This window comes from Pseudomonas sp. RW407, from assembly GCF_003176655.1.
Lineage (GTDB): Bacteria > Pseudomonadota > Gammaproteobacteria > Pseudomonadales > Pseudomonadaceae > Pseudomonas > Pseudomonas delhiensis.
Genome location: NZ_QGSL01000088.1, coordinates 144,559 through 164,127, shown reverse-complemented (window position 1 = coordinate 164,127; position 19,569 = coordinate 144,559). Strand labels below are relative to the sequence as shown.

Annotated in this window: 14 protein-coding genes and 1 pseudogene; 10 read left to right on the top strand and 5 right to left on the bottom strand. The window is 66.0% G+C overall.

Features of this window, described 5'->3' with window-relative positions; genetic code table 11:
• Positions 1 to 292: 292 nt before the first annotated feature.
• From DK254_RS07315 to DK254_RS07305, 5 genes and pseudogenes are all read left to right on the top strand, one after another.
• A pseudogene (locus tag DK254_RS07315) lies at positions 293 to 6,331 on the top strand (DUF637 domain-containing protein); the annotation flags it as partial.
• 759 nt (positions 6,332 to 7,090) lie between these two features.
• Entirely contained in the window at positions 7,091 to 7,558 is a 468-nt protein-coding gene (locus DK254_RS33745) for a hypothetical protein (RefSeq protein WP_146219580.1), read from the top strand.
• Between the two features lie 153 nt (positions 7,559 to 7,711).
• Positions 7,712 to 8,029 carry a hypothetical protein gene (locus DK254_RS33740; protein ID WP_146219579.1) on the top strand — a complete coding sequence of 106 codons (318 nt, stop codon included), beginning with the start codon at positions 7,712 to 7,714 and terminating at the stop codon, positions 8,027 to 8,029.
• 61 nt (positions 8,030 to 8,090) lie between these two features.
• Complete coding sequence (locus tag DK254_RS07310) at positions 8,091 to 8,318, top strand: hypothetical protein (RefSeq protein WP_218281405.1); 228 nt, start codon at positions 8,091 to 8,093, stop codon at positions 8,316 to 8,318.
• On the top strand, positions 8,315 to 8,512 hold the full coding sequence (locus DK254_RS07305; RefSeq protein WP_109933247.1) for a DUF4926 domain-containing protein: 198 nt from the start codon (positions 8,315 to 8,317) through the stop codon (positions 8,510 to 8,512). Before DK254_RS07310 ends, DK254_RS07305 begins: the two co-directional genes overlap by 4 nt.
• 927 nt (positions 8,513 to 9,439) lie before the next feature.
• Here the strand turns inward: DK254_RS07305 and DK254_RS07290 are convergent.
• The 5 genes from DK254_RS07290 to DK254_RS07270 all read right to left on the bottom strand — a co-directional run bounded on the left by DK254_RS07290 (position 9,440) and on the right by DK254_RS07270 (position 12,889).
• The gene (locus DK254_RS07290) at positions 9,440 to 9,706 is read right to left on the bottom strand and encodes a DUF1427 family protein (protein ID WP_109933245.1); all 267 of its coding nucleotides are present in this window, start codon (positions 9,704 to 9,706) and stop codon (positions 9,440 to 9,442) included.
• A 51-nt stretch (positions 9,707 to 9,757) separates the two neighbouring features.
• Entirely contained in the window at positions 9,758 to 10,411 is a 654-nt protein-coding gene (locus DK254_RS07285) for a hydrolase (RefSeq protein WP_109933244.1), read from the bottom strand.
• Between the two features lie 131 nt (positions 10,412 to 10,542).
• Positions 10,543 to 11,484, bottom strand: a complete 942-nt coding sequence (locus DK254_RS07280; RefSeq protein WP_109933243.1) for a LysR family transcriptional regulator — start codon at positions 11,482 to 11,484, stop codon at positions 10,543 to 10,545.
• 95 nt (positions 11,485 to 11,579) lie between these two features.
• Positions 11,580 to 11,840 carry a hypothetical protein gene (locus DK254_RS07275; RefSeq protein ID WP_109933242.1) on the bottom strand — a complete coding sequence of 87 codons (261 nt, stop codon included), beginning with the start codon at positions 11,838 to 11,840 and terminating at the stop codon, positions 11,580 to 11,582.
• Positions 11,841 to 12,013: 173 nt separating this feature from the next.
• The gene (locus DK254_RS07270) at positions 12,014 to 12,889 is read right to left on the bottom strand and encodes a LysR substrate-binding domain-containing protein (RefSeq protein ID WP_109933241.1); all 876 of its coding nucleotides are present in this window, start codon (positions 12,887 to 12,889) and stop codon (positions 12,014 to 12,016) included.
• A 238-nt stretch (positions 12,890 to 13,127) separates the two neighbouring features.
• Between DK254_RS07270 and DK254_RS07265 the strand changes: the two genes are divergently transcribed.
• The 5 genes from DK254_RS07265 (at position 13,128) to DK254_RS07245 (ending at position 19,567) form a co-directional block, all read left to right on the top strand.
• Positions 13,128 to 14,300, top strand: coding sequence for a hypothetical protein (locus DK254_RS07265; RefSeq protein WP_371921125.1), 1,173 nt, complete (start codon positions 13,128 to 13,130; stop codon positions 14,298 to 14,300).
• A 93-nt stretch (positions 14,301 to 14,393) separates the two neighbouring features.
• On the top strand, positions 14,394 to 15,332 hold the full coding sequence (locus DK254_RS07260) for a LysR substrate-binding domain-containing protein (RefSeq protein WP_109933239.1): 939 nt from the start codon (positions 14,394 to 14,396) through the stop codon (positions 15,330 to 15,332).
• A gap of 213 nt (positions 15,333 to 15,545) precedes the next feature.
• Positions 15,546 to 16,970 carry an aldehyde dehydrogenase gene (gene aldA / locus DK254_RS07255; RefSeq protein ID WP_109933238.1) on the top strand — a complete coding sequence of 475 codons (1,425 nt, stop codon included), beginning with the start codon at positions 15,546 to 15,548 and terminating at the stop codon, positions 16,968 to 16,970.
• An 87-nt stretch (positions 16,971 to 17,057) separates the two neighbouring features.
• Complete coding sequence (locus DK254_RS07250; RefSeq protein WP_371921107.1) at positions 17,058 to 18,353, top strand: nitrate/nitrite transporter; 1,296 nt, start codon at positions 17,058 to 17,060, stop codon at positions 18,351 to 18,353.
• Positions 18,350 to 19,567 carry a mandelate racemase/muconate lactonizing enzyme family protein gene (locus tag DK254_RS07245; protein ID WP_109933236.1) on the top strand — a complete coding sequence of 406 codons (1,218 nt, stop codon included), beginning with the start codon at positions 18,350 to 18,352 and terminating at the stop codon, positions 19,565 to 19,567. Before DK254_RS07250 ends, DK254_RS07245 begins: the two co-directional genes overlap by 4 nt.
• The last annotated feature ends 2 nt before the right edge of the window (positions 19,568 to 19,569 follow it).

The window sequence follows — 19,569 nt, the reverse complement described above, 5'->3', positions numbered from 1 at the left end:
CACCGAGCAGGGCGTGGGCGTGAAACTGGCCGGCAACATGGCGGCCAGCGCCGGCGACATCCGCATCGACGCCAACGGCAAGCTGGAACTGGCCCAGGCCGCGGCCAGCGGCGATCTCGTGCTGAAGGGCCAGGACGTGGCGCTGAATGGCCCGGCCTATGCCGGCGGCACTGCCAGCGTGCAGGCCAGCGGTGCGCTGAGCAATGCGCAGAACCTGGCGGCGGGCTCGGCCATCGAACTGAAGGCGAACCAGCTCAGCAACAGCGGTGTGATCGAAGCCGGCGTGAATGCCGACAACAGCCGCAACGCCGGCGGCGATCTCTCGATCACTGCACAGCACCTGCGCAACGCCGGCAGCCTGATCGCCTCGCGCAGCCTGGACGCTCATGTCGCGCAGCGCCTGGACAACCGCCAGGGCAAGATCGGCGGCCAGCATGTCCGCGTCAGCGGCGGCGCCCTGGACAACCGCCTCGGCCTGTTCGCCGCTGAACAGAGCCTGCGTTTGGACCTGGCCAGCCTCGACAACAGCGGCCAGGGCACCCTCACCAGCCGCGGCACCCTGCACGCCAGCCTCGCCGGCAAGCTGGACAACAGCGCCGACGGCCTCATCCACAGTGCCGGCAGGCTCACGCTGGCGGCGCAGGGCATCGACGCCAGCCGGGGCGAAATCTCCACCCAGGGCGACGCCGACATCCATACCCGGCAACTGACCCTGCACGGCGGGCGCCTGCAGGGCAAGGGCGCGCTTGGCCTCGACCTGCAGGGCGGCGACCTGGACAACAGCCAGGGCGGGCTGCTCAGCGCCGGCACCCTGAGCTTCAGCCGCCTGGGGGCAGTGGATAACCGCGGCGGCGAAATCTCCAGCCAGCAGAGCTTTGCCCTTGGCGCCCGGCTGCTGGACAACCGCGACGGCGGCCGCATCATCAGCGCCGGCCGGCTCGACCTGCAGGCCGACCGGCTGCTCAACGCCGGCCTGGGCCTGCTCTCCGGCTGGCAGGGGCTGACCGTCGGCGGCGGCAGCCTGGACAACAGCCAGGGTGGCACTCTTTCCAGCAAGGCCGGCGCGCTCGACGTCAGCCTCGGCGGCGAGCTGAACAACGCCAGCCAGGGCGCCCTGGTCAGCCACGGGGACCAGCGGATCAGCGCGGCCAGCCTGGACAACCGCGGCGGCATCGTCTCCGCCGAGGGCAACGTCGAACTCGCCATCGCCGATACCCTGGACAACCGCGACGGCGGCCTGATCGATGCCCAGCGCCGGCTCGATTTCAGCCACGCCGCCACCCGGCTGCACAACCAGGGTGGACAGATCAGCGCCGGCAGCCTGCTGCTCCAGGCCGCCAGCCTGGACAACCGGGGCGGCCAACTGGCCAGCCAGTCCACCCTCGACCTGACCCTCACCCAGGGCGACCTGGACAACCGCGACCAGGGCACCCTGGCCAGCCGGGGCGCGTTGAGCATCGAGGCGCTCGGCGGCCGCCTGCTCAATGGCGACGATGGCTTCGTCCGCAGCGGCGACAACCTCAGCCTGCGGGCCGCCGGCCTCGACAACCGGCAGGGGCAGGTGTCCAGCCAGGGCGACGCCACCCTCGTCCTGAGTGGCGCGCTGAACAATGCCCAGGGCCGCATCCAGAGCGATGATGGCAAGCTCGACCTGCATGCCGCGAGCACCGACAACAGCGGCGGCATCCTCGATGCCGCCCTGGGCCTGCTCAGGATCGTCACCGGCTACTTCGACAACGGCGCCGGCGTGGCCCAGGGCCTGGACCTGGAGGTCCAGGCCAGCGGCGGCATCGGCAACCAGCAGGGCCACCTGGCCGCCACCCGCGGCAAGGCCGAAGTCGAAACCGGCAGCGCGACTGTGGATAACCGCAATGGCGGCCTGTACGCCGGCGACCAACTGACCGTCGTTGCCGGCGACTTCCTCAATGGTGGCGGCAAGGTCGGTGCGAAAGGCATCGACTTCAGCCTCGAGGGCGCCCTGGACAACGACGGCGGCCTGATCGAAGCCGGCGACTGGCTGAGCCTTGGCGCCGCCAGCCTGAGCAACGCCCAGGGCCGCCTGCGCGCCCTCGGCCAGAGCGGCACCACCCGGATCGCTACCCGCGGCCTGCTCGACAATCGCCAGGGCACCCTGGAAACCGCCGCCGACACCCTGCAACTGAGCGGCGGCACGCTGCAGAACGCCGGCGGTACCGTGCTGCACGCCGGCAACGGCGGGTTTCTCGTCGATCTGGGGCAACTCGGCCAGGCCGGTGGCCACTTCATCACCCAGGCCGCGCTGGACATAAACGCGCCCGACTGGACCCTGAACAGCAGCCTGCAGGCCCGCCAGCTCACCCTGAACGTCGACCGGCTGCAGCTCGGCAGCGGCGGCCAGCTGCTGGCCGCGCAGGGCCTGGATGGCAGCGGCGGCCACTGGACCAATGACGGGCTGATCGCCAGCGATGCCGGCCTGAGCCTGGACCTGAGCGGCAGCTACACCGGCAACGGCCGCCTCACCAGCCTGGACGCCCTGAGCCTGGGCGCGAAGCGGATCGAACTCGGCGCACCCGCCAGCATCGCCGGCGGCAGCGCGGCCAGTGTCAACGCCAACGGCCTGAGCAACCATGGCCGCATCAGCTCCGCCGGCGATCTTGGCGTTAGCGTCGCCAGCCTCGACAACTTCGGCAGCCTCGGCAGCGCCACCGGGTTGCGCGTGGAGGCCGGCCACCTGCTCAACCAGGGCGGCCTGCTGTTCAGCGGCGGCGACATGGCGCTGCGGGTGGGCACCCTCGGCAACCATGCCGGCGACCTCTACAGCCTCGGCGACCTGCACATCGCCGGCAACGACCAGGGTGGCTGGGCGGCCAGGGTCGAGAACGTCTCCGGCAGCATCGAAAGCGCCGGCGCCCTGACCCTGCTGGCGCAGGACTTCGACAACCGCCGTGGCGATGACTTCCGCATCGGCCAGCGCATCGTCGCCGGCAACATCCGCATGTACGCCGACGATGTGTGCGACGGCAAGGGCTGCGAATTCAGGTTCCAGTCCTGGGAGCGCTACGAGGACGTCATCACCCAGGACTCGCCCCAGGCGACGATCACTGCCGGCGGCGACTTCGTCTTCCGCGGCGGCGCTTTCGCCAACCTCTACAGCAGCATCGCCTCGGGCGGCGACATCGACATCCAGGCCGCCACCTTCCGCAACCAGGGCGCGGCCGGCGGCGTGGAGCGGCACCTGGACGGGGCCTTCTACACCCGCACCGACGCCTACTACTGGACGTTCCGCAGCAACCAGGAACTCTACAACCGCTACAACGACCCCAACTCGCCGGACTACGACCCCGGCGCCCTGAGCCGCCAGCAGGTCCTCGAGTCCGGCGGCTACCCGGAGCACAACTTCCACAACCTCAAGACCTCCGAGGTGCTGGTGTCCGGCTCCCCGGCGGCCAGCGCAGTGATCCAGGCCGCGGGCAACGTCAGCATCGTCGCCAGCGAGCAGTTCGACAACAGCGTGGTGCGCCGCGACGCCGGCGCCCAGGGCATCGACCCGCGCGACGTGGGGACGGCCACCGCTGCCGCCACCGGCCAGTTCGCCGTCACCTCGCAGCTGCCGCCGGACCTGGCGCAATGGCAGGTCGACCCGCTGGAAATCCCCGGCTTCGCCCTGCCCAGCGGCAGCAACGGCCTGTTCCGCCTCAGCGGCGAGGGCGGCAGCGCCGATGCGAGCGCACCCGACCTCGCCGGCCTCGGCCAGGGCATTTCCCGCGTCCAGGGCGTGCCGGGCAACGCCGCACCCGGCAACAGCCACAAGTACCTGGTCGAGACCAACCCGGAGCTGACCAGCCTGAAGAGCTTCCTCAGCTCCGACTACCTGCTCGGTTTGCTCGGCTACGACCCGGACCAGGCGCAGAAGCGTCTGGGCGATGGCCTCTACGAGCAGCGGCTGATCCAGCAGGCGGTGGTGGCCCGCACCGGCCAGCGCTTCATCGACGGCATGGCCAGCGGCGAGGCGCTGTTCAAGTACCTGATGGACAACGCCATCGCCTACAAGGACAGCCTCCACCTGACGGTGGGCGTGGCCCTGACCGCCGAGCAGGTGGCGGCGCTGACCCACGACATCGTCTGGCTGGAAGAGGCCGTGGTGAACGGCGAGAAGGTCCTGGTGCCGGTGCTCTACCTGGCCCAGGCCGAGAACCGCCTGGCGCCCAACGGCGCGCTGATCCAGGGCCGCGACGTCAGCCTGATCAGCGGCGGCGAACTGAACAACCATGGCACCCTGCGCGCCAGCGGCGACCTCGGCGCCACCGCCGCCAACATCGGTAACGCCGGCCTGATCGAAGCCGGCAACCGCCTCGACCTGCTCGCCACCGGCAGCATCCGCAACACCGCCGGCGGCATCATCGCCGGGCGTGACGTCAGCCTCACCGCGCTGGCCGGCGACGTCATCAACGAACGCAGCATCACCGCCCTCGACCTGAGCGCCGGCAACGACCGCATCCACAAGGAAATCGCCAACAACGCCGCCCGCATCGAGGCGCGCGGCGACCTGGCGATCAACGCCGGGCGCGACCTGCTCAACACCGGCAGCGCGATCCAGGCCGGCGGCGACGCCTACCTGCAGGCCGGCCGCGACCTGCGCCTGGAAGCCACCCAGGAAACCGACAGCGCCGATTTCCAGAGCCGGCGCATGCAGGGCAGCATCGGCAGCACCACCCAGCACGCCAGCGAAGTCAGTGTTGGCGGCAGCCTCGATGCCAGCGCCGGCCGCGACCTCGCGGTGGTGGCCAGCCAGATCGACGCCCAAGGCGACATCGCCCTGGGCGCCGGCCGTGATGTCACCCTCGCCTCGGCGGCGAACGAAGACTACAGCGAAACGAAGTACAAGGGCGGCGGCAAGAAGGTCGAGCAGCAGGCCGACCAGGTGCGGCAGCAGGGCGCCAGCCTGGATGCCGGTGGGGATGTGGTCGTCAGCGCGGGGCAGAACCTCTCCCTGGTGGCCAGCAAGATCAGCGCCGGCAACGAAGCCTACCTGGTGGCCGGCGACAAGCTGGAACTGCTGGCGGACTACGACAGCGACCACTCGCTGTACAGCGAGGAGAAAAAAGGCAGCTTCGGCAGCAAGAAGACCCAGCGCGACGAAGTCACCGACATCAAGGCCATCGGCAGCCAGATCAGCGCCGGCTCCGACATCACCCTGCTCAGCGGCGGCGACCAGAAATACCAGGGCGCGAAGCTCGAAAGCGGCAACGACATCGCCATCCTCAGCGGCGGCGCGGTGACCTTCGAAGCGGTCAAGGACCTGCACCAGGAAAGCCACGAGAAGAGCAAGGGCAACCTGGCCTGGCAGTCCGCCAAGGGCAAGGGCCAGACCGACGAGACGCTGCGCCAGAGCCAGCTGATCGCCCAGGGTGAACTGGCGATCAAGGCCGTGGATGGGCTGAAGATCGACCTCAAGCACATCGACCAGAAGAGCGTCGGGCAGACCATCGACGCCATGGTGCAGGCCGATCCCAACCTGGCCTGGCTGAAGGAGGCCGAGGCGCGGGGGGATGTGGATTGGCGGCGGGTGAAGGAAATCCACGACAGCTGGAGCTACAGCAACTCGGGGCTGGGGGTAGGGGCACAACTGGCCATCGCCATCATGATGGCGGCCTACGTTGGCCCGGTCGCCCTGAATGCCATGGGCGGCGGCGCCGTTGCTGCCGGTGGAGCGGCTGTCGCCACAGGGGCGGCGAGCAACGCCAGCATCAGCTTCATAAACAACCGCGGCGATCTCGGGGCGGTGTGGCAGGACACCACCTCCAGCGACGCCCTCAAGGGTTATGCCATTTCTGGCATCACCGCCGGCCTGACCCAGGGCTATTTCAACGACTGGACCGGCACCACCAGCGACCTCACCGGCAAGATCACCATCGACCTGGGCTCCCTCAAGGGCATCGGCCAATTCGCCGCCAGCCAAGGGCTGCAGAACGGCACGGCATTGGCGCTGGGGCGGATCATGGGGCAGGGCGGCGACCTGGGCGATGCCCTGCAAAGCACCCTGCTAAACACCCTGGCCGCCGTCAGCTTCAACGCCGTAGGCGACTACACCAAGGGCGTCTACGCCGACGGCAGCATCCAGAAGGTGATGATCCACGCCATGGTCGGCGGCCTGCTGGCCGAAGCCAGCGGCGGCGACTTCAAGGCCGGCGCCCTGGCCGCTGGTGCCAATGAAGCCCTGGTGGACCAGCTCGACACCTGGGTAGGCGGCGACAAGTTCCTGCTCGACATGACCTCGCAGTTGGTGGGCCTGCTGGCGGCCTCGACCCTGGACGACGCCGATGCGCAAAGCCTGCAGACCGGGGCCTGGGTGGCGCAGAACGCTACGCAGTACAACTACACGCTGCACGAAGAGAAAGCCCAGGCAGCTATCGAAGAGGCCCAGCAACGCTGCGAGGTCGATCCTGCTTGTCCGAGCCAGGGTAAGAGCGTCGATCAACAGCAAGCGCTCGACGCGCTGCGGGCATTGGCGGCCAAGGATGAAAAGGCGGTCCAGAGCCTGGATAAGGACACCCTGGCCTTTGCGTACTACACGCTGCGCCGAGACCCGAACGTCCGATCCGAGATATTCCTCCCCGACACACCCCTGGAGCACGGACTTGACTGGGGGCAGGTCGTCATAGACCTGGGATACCCCACACCGACTGGCAAGGTGGGTGGTGCCGTCAAGGTGACGGAGAAGGTCAGTGCCGAGGTTATTGAGGCGCTGGGGAAGAAGTTTGGGGATGATTTAACTAATATTGCAAAAGAGGCTGGGAGTGCGTCTTTTGGTGAAATTAAGACTGTCCTTGAGTCTGCTCAAGCTCCTTACAAGGGCAGTACTATAGTCGGCCATGCACTGTCTAAGCATGCCGGTAGAAACCCAGATATCTGGGGTAAGACTACAGGAGCAATGAGTACGTGGAACGATCAGGCAATGAAACATTTGCGTGAAATCACACGGGCCCCAGGAGATTTCAAAAAAGTTACGACAGATAAAGGACTTGCCTTCATGGAAAAACGACTACCTGATGGCCGTGGTGTTCGATTGAACATGGATGGAACTTTCAAGGGTTTTATTGACTAATAGCTTATGACTGAGTCTTATGAAGTTGTTTTTCAGCAAGTTGCGGTAGGTGATTTGCTTGAGCTTTTGAATGCTCTAGAGGTGAGTTCTGAGGTGCTTTCTGATCTGGGTGTCTCGGAGAGCCTTGGGGATATTCTATTGGCTGAGATCGACAAGAAATTGATTGATGGAATTGTTTCTTATGAAGGAGATATATGTCTGACTGGGCGGCTTTATAAGTTTAATGTATCTAATGAAATATGTCTGCCCTTTGTTTTTTTAAGAGTGATCAAATATGCGAATGGCATAGATGTTGAATTGTCTTTTGACGATACTCGGCTTTTTGATATTGGAGGTCTGATGCGTATTATGCAGATATACGCGGATGGGCTCTCGAAAAAAATTAATATGGTAGGTTTTTATGGTGGTTTAGAACCGGCCATAGACATTGATACTCGGTACTTTACTGGTGATGTTTTGGGGCCTTTGGGCTAGTTGGTTTCTATGTCGGGTTGGAGTAATGCCCAAAAGAGGGCAGATTTATTTCTCCTGCTCTAAAGTTGGTTGGCTGGGAAGGATTGGAGTACGGGAAATAAATCTTTCCCATTTTTATGGGTCAATTAAATATCTGATTAAGTAGAGATGGGTATGCTTGACAAGCAGGTTTATGAGTTGACTATTAATGATCTTGCTTGTTGTGGGGTTTGGTTCTTTCCTATGGATGAATCTGTAGAGGATGAACTTACTGTGCGGCCTCTTTTGGATATGGAATGCTGCACTGACTTTCAGTTGATTGTTCGGGCCAGTTTTGAGGGGGGGAATGGATATAGGTATTCTGGATATTTATATTGGGATGGTAGTGGGAAGGTAGAGTATTTGAAGCCCGTAGTGCTTCTTGAGGATGATACTGCTGTTTCGTTTTCGAAATGGGGACTGATTTATTTTTCCTGCTCTAAAGCTGACTAATAGGGCAGGATTAGGGGGTGAGAAATAAATCTGTCCCCATTTCACGTATGATTCGGCTGCATTGTCTAAGGTTTGGCAGCAGCAAGCTGCCGAAAAATATGCTAAGGGTGAGTTTAAGCTTGGGAAGGCTGATCAATATGGCCAGCGAATTGATATTGAAATCGCTTTGCCTGGAAAGGGCCTTGAGGCAGGAAAGGTCAGCTATCTACGTTCAGGATGGATGATTCAGGCTGATGGATCGCTCAAGCTGAATACGCCATTTTCTGGCTTTACTAGGAGCCAAAAATGAAGCTGGCTCTCTACTCTAGGATAAGATATATCGGGCCAAGTGGTCTCTATGATGGTGTTAAAGTGAATGATGTCGGCTACATCATAGAAGATTATGATGATGGAAATTATGAGGTTGAGTTCTCTGATGCTGATGGTTCGACTAGGGCTCAGTCCGTAATTCCAGAGGATTTTTTGCAGTTGGCTGAAATTTAGTTGGTGCAAAAGCGACAACAGGATCAGTTGAGCTTAAATTCGATAAGGCTTCTCGTACCTGGACAAGCCCGGCAGGGTTTGATTATGGACAGGGCTCTGTTCACGGAAATCGAGTGAAGCATGTTTTAGACCACGCGGTACCGAATCCAAATAAAACAACGCACAGTGTCTTTAATTTGGATCGGAAAGAGGTTTTAGGCTTGGTCGATCAAGCGTGGCTTAAGAAAGGGAGTCCGGTGTCAGGAGACCCAGGTGCTTATATTGTTCCAATGGGGCGTGTTATCGGAACCGCCGGCGAAAGCAGTATAAAGATCATTGTTCGGCCAGGAGCGAACAAAATAATTACTGCATACCCAGTCAAGTAGAGGTTTGAAATGCTTTGTCCAAGATGTGCTCAGGGCGATATCTGCAAAGTCAGGATTAAGTCGAGTGAAAAGATATTGTATATTTGTCAAGAATGTGAGGCGACATGGTTCTCGGATGAGGCCATTGGAGTTGAAACGTTCGTAGACTTTGGGACTTACATGGAGGAGCTTGGTCTCCAGCCACTGTGGAGTTCTTTGGTTGTTCTACCTGATTAGATGTGAGGAAATGAGGACGGATTTATTTTTCCTGCTCTAAAGCTGACTAATCGGGCAGGATTAGGGGGTGAGAAATAAATCTGTCCCCATTTCACGCATTTCACGTCGAAGGCTAGCAGGGCCTTGAAGAAGATCCTCTCGCTACGCTGACTGCTGGCGCCAAGAAGAGTCCAGAAAGTAAATCTCCTTTCTAGCCTGCCTGCGGAGCGAAGCGTCATCCGGCAGCGGCGGATAACGCTTCGCGTTATGCGCCCTACGGCGGGGGCGTTCCTCTGCGATGGCATGCAGCCTCTTGGCATCGGTTGTCAGGTATTCCGGCGCGCTCCGGAAATGCGGGCGTCGCCGATCACCGCTGGCCCTGCCGATCCTCCCGAGCCTGTACCTCATGCCCTGCCGCTACGCCGGAAGCCGGCGCCTGCCGTTCCGCGGGGGCGCTGGCGGCTGGCGGGGGTTGGGCCAGGCGCCTGGCCAGTGGCAGCGCCTGTTCGCCGAGCAGCATGCCCAGCAGGCCGAGCAGCGCTATGGCCGGTGGCGCCGGCGAGCGGACGCCGCTCAGGGAATAGATGACGCCCACCAGCAGGCCGACGCCCAGGGACAGCAGATAGGCTTTCATGGCGTGCTTCCCGATGGGGCGGCGGGTGGCCCGCCGCCGGGTGTGCCGGGCTCAGCCCTGGTGGCCGCCGAGCATGCTTTTGGCGTACTGGATGCCGATGCCGAAGGCGCCGCCGAACTCGATCGAGATGCCGGTGGTGAGGTCGTAGGTCTCCACCCGCGCCCAGTCGCGCTGCAGTTCCAGCAGGTAGGTGAGGGCGGTGATCGGCCGGGCGCCGGCCTGGAGCATGCGCTGCACCGCGCGCTCGTGGGCCTCGGCGGTGCAGTCGCCGCAGGCGTCGGTCACCACGTAGACCTCGAAGCCCTGTTCCAGCGCCGAGAGCACCGGGCCGTTGCAGCACACCGAGGTCCACAGGCCGCACATCACCAGGCGTTCCTTGCCGGTGGCGTTGATGGCGGCGATGAAGGGCTCGTCTTCCCAGGCGTTGGAAGTGGTGCGGTCGATGACCTCGGCGTCGGGGAAGGCTTGGCTGACTTCGGGGAACAGCGGGCCGGCGAAGCTTTCCCGGGAGATGGTCGAGATGACGGTGGGTACGCCGAAGCCCTTGGCGGCGTTGGCGAGGATGGCGGTGTTGGCGCGCAGGCTGGTGATGTCGATGGACTTGGTGTTGAAGGCCATCTGCGACTGGTGGTCGATCAGTACCAGGGCGTGGTCGTGGGGGCTGAGCAGGGAACGGGCGGGCTTGGCGGACGCTTTGACGCTCATGGGGGAGTCCTCCTCTGGTGGGATGCCGGCGGCCGTGGCTGCCGATCTCCGCCGAGTCTATGGACCTGGCACGGCGTGCGGGTGTGCGTTTGCGCGGAGTCGAATCCGCAGGATTGCGGACGGCCTCGGCGCTAGCGGTCGGGCAGGGCGAGGGAGGCGGGGCGCGGTTCGCGGCCTTCGATGAAGTCGCGCTGGCGGACGATGGCCTCGGCGCAGTGCGTGAGGAAGGCGTATACCCGGCCGGATTTGCGGATGTCCGGGTGGGTGAGCACCCAGAGTTCGTCGTGGACCTCCGGCTGCACCGGGCTGATGCGCACCAGGCCGGGCACCAGGTCGCCGTGCATGCAGGGCAGGAAGCCGATGCCCATGCCGGCGGCGATGGCCGCGGCGACGCCGGCCACCGAGTCGCTGCGGTAGCCGATCCGCTGCGGCGCGACGCGCTGCTCGACGAAGCCGTAGGCGCGCAGGCCGGCCAGGCCGCGGCCGTAGGACACCCATTGGCGCTGCCAGAGTTCGTCGAGGGCGGGGGAGTGGCCGACGTAGTCGACGCGGCGCCCGTAGATGGCCCAGGCCACGGTGGCCACCTTGCGCCCGAACAGGTTCTCCGGGGGCACCAGGGTGGCGCGGAAGGCGACGTCCGAGTCGCCGCGGGCCAGGTTCAGCGGCTGGTTGCTCACCAGCACCTCGATGTGGATTTCCGGGTTGGCCGCCTGGAAGCCGGCGATGATGGGGGTGAGGAAGTCCAGCAGCAGGGCATCGCTGGTGGTGACGCGCAGGTCGCCCTTGTAGCCCTGGGCAGGGCTCGACACCCGCCGCGCCACGCTGAAGATGTCCTGCTCCAGGCGCGCGCCCAGCTCGACCAGCTCGGCGCCGGCGGCGGTCGGGGCGTAGCCGCTGCGGCGGCGGTCGAAGAGGGCCACGCCGAGGGTGCCTTCCAGGGCCGCCAGGCGCCGCGAGACGGTCGAGTGGTTCAGCCCCAGGGCGGCGGCCGCGGCGACCAGGCTGCCGCCTTCGCCGATGGCCTTGACGATGCGCAGGTCGTCCCAGGAAAGCTTGTGCAGGGGATCGGTCATGGGGCTCCTCGTAGGGCTCTGCGGGCTACGGACCTGGAAAGGTAGCAGCAAAAAGCCCCCGGCGATCGCCTGCCTGCCCCGGCGCAAGCCTGGGTTCAGGGGCTCATCAGCCCGCGGATCCGTTTGGTGAGGCTGTCCAGCTGGCGGAGGGTGCCCACATCGTGGGCGCGTTCGTCCTCAGCCTGCGACAGGCCCAGGGCGACGTTGGCCAGGGCGTGGACCCGCGCCGGCTCCACGCCCAGCATGTGGGCGACGCGCTTGGCGGTGGCGGTGTCGTTGAGGGCTTCCTGGGCGGCGTCGAGCAGTTCCTTCAGCAGCCGCTCGTCCAGCAGGTTCAGTGTGTGCTTGATAGACATGGTCTTGTCCTTGCGGTGGAGGTTTCCGGCGTCCGTGAGCGGGGGCGGACTCCAGCGCATGATCTTGGACCTGCGGGCCCTTGGGAGGAGCCCGAAGGCCTGTGCAACTCCTCCGAGTCGGACGGGGGAGATTTCCCCGCATGGCGCGAAGCTGTCGGCAAATCCTCAAGCGGCTAGGGGTTGCTCACCAATTCCAGCCAGTCCTGGAAGCGCTGCACCTTGGACAGGCCGCGCTTGTCCGTGGAGATGTCCAGCCAGTAGCCGTAGGGGCCGATCACTTCCACCGGGGTGATCGGCAGCAGGCTGCCGGCGGCCAGTTCGCGCTCGATCATCTGCCGGTCGATCACCGCCAGGCCACCGCCGGCCAGGGCGGTGTGGATGACCTGGTCGAGGGTGCTGAACTCGATGCCGCTGCCGGCGTCGACGTCGTTGCGGCCCACGGCTTCCAGCCAGTTCTCCCAGACCTTCAGGCGCTTGCCCTCGTGGAGGATGTGCAGCAGCGGGTGGGCGTCCAGCTCCGGCGCCCGCTCGCCGTCGAACAGCTCCGGGCTGGCCACGGCGATGTGCCGTTCCATCACCAGCAGGCGGCTGTGGCAGTGGGGGGCGGCTTGCAGGCCGAAGCGGATGCGGCAGTCCAGTTCGCCGGGGTTGTCCGGGTCCTGGGCGTTGGTCACGCTCAGGCTGATGTCCGGGTAGCGCTGCAGGAAGCTGCGCAGGCGCGGCGACAGCCAGCGCGTGCCCCAGGTGGGCGGGGCGAGGATGCGCAGGCGCTGGCGCAGGTTGGGCACGCGCACCGCCTGCAGGGCGCGCTCGATGCGGTCGAAGGCCTCGCCCAGGTGCGGCGCCAGGGCGCTGCCGGCCTCGGTGAGGCTCAGGCCGCGGGGCGTGCGCACGAACAGGCTGACGCCCAGGTAGTCCTCCAGTTGCTTGATCTGCCGGCTCACCGCGCCCTGGGTGACGTTGAGCGCCTCGGCGGCGCGGTTGAAGCTGCGGTGGTGGGCGACTTCCTCGAAGACCCGGAGCATGTTCAGGGGCGGCAGGCTGCGCATGGGGCGGCTTCCCAAAGGGCGCGCGGGGGCGCGCGGGCTTGTCATCGTGCGCCGATTCTAGCGCCGGGGCAGTCCTACAAACATGCGCTTTTCTCGGGTTGGGGCGGCGATTTAGTCGTTTGTGCGCGGCTCGCGCCAGCGGCTAGTTTCGGCCGCGCACAAGGTGTGGGGGGAGTGTCCGCGCCAGGTGCGCCGAATAACGACAAGAACTTCGCCGAGGCTTTCCATTGTGGCCATATTGCTCCTGCCGCGCCGCTGTGCGCACCTGCTGTTTCCCGCCCTGCTGACCTGCAGCGCCGCCGCCCTGGCGGTGCCGGTGACGGACGAACTCGACGTCGGCGGCGCCCTTCGCGCGCGCTTCGACCACGACCCGGACCGCGACATCGACAAGGCCGGCTTCGACACCCTGATGCTGCGCGCCACCTACACCTCCGACAGCTGGATAGGCGCGGCGCGCTACCGTTTCTATGGCAAGCAGTACCCCTACCAGTACACCGACCACATCGGCGATGTTGCCTTCGCCGAGTACGCCTGGGTCGGCTACCGCTTCGACGCCGAGCGCCAGGTGCAGGTCGGCCTCAACCAGGTCCCCTTCGGCCTGCAGCCATACTTCGGCAGCACCTTCTACGAGACCCTCGGCAACGTGGTGGGCCTGGAGGACGTGGCCGCGGTGGGCGCCAAGTACATCCAGCAGCAGGGCGACTGGAACCTGCAGGCGGGCCTGTACGGCCGCCCGGCCTGGCCGGGGCGCGGCACCAGCAACGGCAGCACCTACTCGACGGTGGTGACCTCCGCCGACGACTACGTGCCCGAGGGCACCCGCAACCAGGAGCGGCAGATCGTGGTGGCCCGCCTGGCGCGCTCGCTGCAGCTGGGCGAGTGGAAATCCGAGGTCGGGGTTTCCGCGCTGACCTCGCGCCTGGAGAACAAGGACACCCACGACGCCGGTCGGCGCAACGCCTACGCCCTGCACTACCTGGGACAGAACGGCCCCTGGGGCGTGCAGCTGCAGGCCGGCCGCCAGCAGATGTCGCCGCGCAACCCGGGCAGCGACGAGGTGGTCAGCTTCGGCGGCTACGACGGCACCTTCAACGTCGCCAGCCGTGGCAACCTCTACGTCGGCGACCTCAGCTACAGCTTCCCCGGCACCTTCGTCGGCGGTTGGGTGAGCGGCATGAAGGTCTACGGCAACTACAGCCGCTTCGACAAGTCGGCCAGCGGCTTCGACGCCTCCGAGCGCTTCATCCTCGGCACCTCCTTCTCGGTGCACTCCTTCTACATCGCCGTGGAGTGGCTCAACGGCCGCAACGACCCCTACATCGGCGGCAGCAGCTACACCGACAGCCTGGCCCAGGGCGGCACCGACCACTGGGAGAACCAGCTGTACGCCAACGTCGGTTATTACTTCTGAGTGAGCCTCGGCAGCGGTCCCGGTGACTCCGGGGCCGCTGCCATACTCCAATGCGCATGCCGCGTCCAACGGGGCGCGAGGGGAGGGCCAGCGATGAAGCGCAAGATCCCGGCGCTCAATGCACTCAAGGCGTTCGAGGTGGCCGGCAGCACCGGCAGCTTCACCCGCGCTGCCGAACTGCTCAACGTCACCCAGAGCGCGGTCAGCCGCCAGGTGCGCCAGCTCGAGGCGCAACTCGGCGAGCCGCTGCTGCAGCGCCGCCACCATCACCTGCAGCTGACCGATGCCGGGCGTATGCTGCTGCGCGCGCTGCAGCAGTCGTTCGACCGCATCGAGCTGACGGTGCGTGGCATCCAGCAGCGCCAGCACCTCAACCGCCTGCGCCTGAACGCCCCGCCGACCTTCGCCAGCCGCTGGCTGCTGCCGCGCCTGGGGCGCCTGCGCGAGGCCCACCCGGGGCTGGAGGTGACCCTCACCACGCACCTGCAGGACAGCCTGGCCGAGACTGGCACCCTGGATTGCGCCATCCGCTTCGGCAACGGCGAGTGGGAGGGCCTGGACAGCTCGCTGCTGATGCACGAGAAGCACATCGCCGTGTGCGCGCCGGGCCTGCTGGCGCAGCGCGAGGAGCAGGGCCTGGACCTGAACGACATGACCCTGCTGCACGTGCTGGCCCGCGACGACCAGCGCTACCTGACTTGGAGCCACTGGCTGGCGGCGGCGAAGATCCAGGGCGTCGACCTGCAGGGCGGCTACGAGTTCGACCTGCTGGACATGGCCATCCGCGCCGCCATCGACGGCCTGGGCGTGACCATGGCCGACCGCCAGATGGTGGCCCGCGAACTGGTGGCCGGGCAACTGGTGCAACTGCTCGACGTGCAGGTGGACGGCCACCAGTCCTACTGGTGGGTGAGCCGCCCCGGGCAGGAGCTACCGGAGCACGTGGAGCGCTTCCGCGACTGGCTGCTGGAGGAGGTGCGCCTGGCCGAGCGCAGCCTGGACAACGCCGCGCACATCGTCAGCCCGCGCTGAAGCGCCGCCGGGTAACATGCGAAAAATGCAGGTTACCCGGCGTTATTAATCGTTTGTCCGGCCTGCCGCGCCTGTCGAAACTTGGCCCATCCAAGAACGACAAGAGTGTTTCCCATGCCTGCCCGCACCCGCCTGCCGGCGCGGCTTCGCGCCCGCCCCGCGCTCCGCCTGTCGTTCCTCCGCCACCGCGCTGCTTGAACCACAGGAATGCCCATGCGTACTGACCAGAACTTCATCGACGGCCGTTTCCACGACTCCGGCGTGGCCGCGCGCATCGCCGTGTTCGACCCGGCCACCGAGGCCTGCATCGCCGAAGTGCCGGCGGCCACCGAGGCCGAGGTGCTGAGCGCGGTCGAAGCCGCGCAACGCGCCCAGCGCGAGTGGGCCAGGCTGCCGGCCATCGAGCGCGGCGAGTACCTGCGGCGCTTCGCCGAGGCCATCGAGCGCAACGCTGCAGGTATCGGCGCGGCGCTGGCCCGCGAGTCCGGCAAGAGCGTGCAGGACGCCACCAGCGAAGCGTTCTACGCCGCGCAGATCACCCGCTACCACGCCGAGTGGGCGCGGCGCATCGAAGGCGAGGTGATCCCCAGCGACTCGCGCGACGAGACCATCCTGCTGCAGCGCGAGCCGATCGGCGTGGTGGCCTGCCTGATCCCCTTCAACTACCCGGTCTACACCCTGCTGCGCAAGGTCGCCCCGGCGCTGATCGCCGGCAATACCGTGGTGGTGCGGCCGAGCAACAACACCCCGACCTCGGCCTTCGAGATCGCCCGCGCCGCCGCCGAGGCCGAGCTGCCGGCCGGCGTGTTCAACGTGCTGACCATGGTCCACGAGGTGGCCGCCAGCCTCTGCCAGCACCCGGCGGTGGGCATGATCACCCTGACCGGCAGCGTCGGCGCCGGGCGCACCGTGCTCGACTACTGCAAGGCCAACATCGCCAAGCCGTCCCTGGAGCTGGGCGGCAAGACCCCGGCGATCATCGAGGCCGACGCCGACCTGGAGCAGGCCGCCAGCGCCATCGCCGCGTCCAAGACCACCCACTGCGGCCAGTTGTGCACCGCCATCGAGCGCGTGTACGTGCAGGCCAGCGTGCACGACCGCTTCCTCGACCTGCTGCGCGAGAAGCTCGCCGCCGTGCGCATCGGCGACCGCGCCGAGGATGCTTCGCGCATGGGCCCGCTGGTCAACGCCCGCGCGCGCCAGGACGTCCACGCCAAGGTGCGGCGCGCCCTGGCCGAAGGCGCGCGCCTGGAATGCGGCGGCGTGCTGCCGGAAGGGCCGGGGCACTTCTACCCGGCCACCCTGCTGAGCGAGTGTCGCCAGGACATGGAGATCGTCCAGGAGGAAATCTTCGGCCCGGTGCTGCCGGTGCTGCGCTACGAGACCCTCGACGACGCCCTGGCCATGGCCAACGACCACCAGTTCGGCCTGGCCTCGGTGCTCTACAGCGAGAACTACCGCACGGCGATGAAGGTGGCCAACGCCATCGAGGCCGGCGAGCTGTACGTCAACCGTACCCCCGCCGATCCCTACCAGGGCTACCACGCCGGCTGGAAGCGCTCGGGCCTGGGCGGCGACGACGGCAAGCACGGGATGCTGGAGTTCACCCAGACCCGCCTGGTGGTCCTGAAGTACTGACGAGCCGCGCGGGGCGCCTGCCTGCGCCCCGCGTCGCCGCGCTTTTCCGACAACCCGCCGGTGCCGCCACCGGCCACGAGACGCATGATGAAAAAAACAATAAGTGCAGAGGCCATGCCCATGGCCGTTCCGTCCAGCGCCAACCTGACCCGCTACCTGCAGCTGGCCCTGCTGGTGCTCGCCGCCGGCGCCATCTACCCCATGCTCTACCTGCGTCAGGTGTACCAGAGCACCATGCTCGAGGCCCTGGCCATCAGCAACAGCGAGCTGGGCTACCTGTATTCCATCCTCGGCACCGCCTTCCTGGTCAGCTACCTGCCCAGCGGCTGGCTGGCCGACCGCATCTCGCCGCGCTTCCTGATCAGCTTCTCGCTGCTGGGTACCGGCGCGCTGGGCCTGTGGTACGCCCAGTTGCCAGGCTTCCGCACCCTGCTGGCGATCTTCTGCGGCTTCGGCATCACCACCGGGCTGACCTTCTGGGCCTCGCTGATCAAGCGGGTGAAGATGCTCGCCGGCGACGACGAGCAGGGCCGCTTCTTCGGCGTGCTCGACGGCGGCCGCGGGCTGGTGGAGGCGCTGCTGGCCACCGTGGCCATCGCGCTGTTCGCCTACGTCACCGAAACCCGTGGCGAGCGCAACGCCGAGGGCCTGCAACTGGTCATCCACTTCTACGCCGCCTGCTGCATCGCCCTCGGCGCCGCGCTGATGCTGCTGCGCGACCCCCGGGGCGCGCGCAGCGAAGCGGCCATCGAGAAGGGCAACCTGTGGCAGGACCTGCGCACCCTGGCGGGCATCCCGGAGCTGTGGCTGGTGACCGCCATCGTCTTCTGCGGCTACCACTTCTTCTGGGCCACCTACAGCTTCTCGGCCTACCTGCAGGAAGGCGGCTTCGGCCTCAGCGCCACCATGGCCGGGCTGATCACCACCATCAAGCTGTGGATGCGCCCGGTCGGCGGCATCGGCGGCGGCTGGCTGGGCGACCGCTTCTCCCGGACCGGCGTGCTGACCTGGGCCATGCTGCTCTCGGCCCTGGGCATGCTCGGCCTGGTGCTGCTGCCGAGCCTGCACGTGCTGGGCGTGCTGGTGTTCCTAGTGATCTTCATCGGCCTGATGACCTACGCCATCCGCGGCCTGTACTGGGCCATCCTCGACGACTGCCACATCCCCCTGCGGGTCACCGGCCTGGCCATCGGCATTATCTCCCTGGTCGGCTACTCGCCGGACGTCTTCCTGCCGCTGCTCAACGGCTGGATCACCGACCGCTTCCCCGGCTTCGTCGGCTACCAGATCTACTTCTCCTACGTCGTGGCGGTGGGCCTGCTGGGCGTGGTCGCCACCCTGATCCTGAAGAAACGCATCGACAAGAGAGCGCGCCAAGCATGAAAGTCGTCTCCCTGCAGACCCACGTGGTCGCCGTCCCGCCGCCGCACGTCGGCGGCATGTACTGGCTGTTCGTAAGCCTCAAGACCGACTGCGGCATCGAGGGCGTCGGCGAGATCTACGCCGCCACCTTCCACCCCAGGGCGATGGTCCCGGTGATCGAGGACGTGTTCCAGCGCTACCTGCTGGACCAGGACCCGCACCACATCGAGCGCTTCTTCCGCCGCGCCTACTCCAGTGGCTTCACCCAGCGCCCGGACCTGACCATGATGGGCGTGGTCAGCGGCCTGGAGATGGCCTGCTGGGACATCGTCGGCAAGGCGGCCAACAAGCCGGTGTACGAGCTGCTCGGCGGCAAGGTCCACGAGCGCCTGCGCTCCTACACCTACCTGTACCCGAAGAACGCCCGGGGCGAGTACGACTACTCCGACCCGGACCTGGCCGCCGAATGCGCGGTGCAGAACATGAACCTCGGCTTCACCGCACTGAAGTTCGATCCGGCCGGCCCCTACACCGCCTTCTCCGGGCACCAGCTGTCGCTGGAAGTGCTGGAGCGCTGCGAGACCTTCTGCCGCAAGATCCGCGAAGCGGTGGGCAACAAGTGCGACCTGCTGTTCGGCACCCACGGGCAGATGGTGCCGTCCTCGGCCATCCGCCTCGCCAGGCGCCTGGAGAAGTACGACCCGCTGTGGTTCGAGGAGCCGATTCCGCCGGGCCAGGAAGAGGCCATGGGCCAGGTCGCGGCCAAGACCAGCATCCCCATCGCCACCGGCGAGCGGCTGACCACCAAGTACGAATTCTTCCGCCTGCTGCAGGCCGGCGGCGCATCCATCCTGCAGATGAACGTGGGGCGCTGCGGCGGCCTGCTCGAAGGCAAGAAGATCGCGTCCATGGCCGAGGCCTTCTACGCGCAGATCGCCCCGCACCTGTACAACGGCCCCATCGGCGCGGCGGCCAGCTTCCAGCTGGCGGCCTGCACGCCGAACTTCCTGATCCAGGAAAGCATCGGCACCTGGGACGGTTTCCACGCGGAAATCCTCAAGAAGCCGCTGTACTGGGAAGACGGCTACATCATCCCCTCCAGCGAGCCCGGCCTGGGCGTCGAGCTGGACATGGACGTGGTGCGCCGGCATTCCCCCTACACCGGCGAGCGGCTGCACCTGCAGATGGGCCCGGATCCGGTCGATGTCAAGGACACCGCCCCGGCCAAAGGCTGACC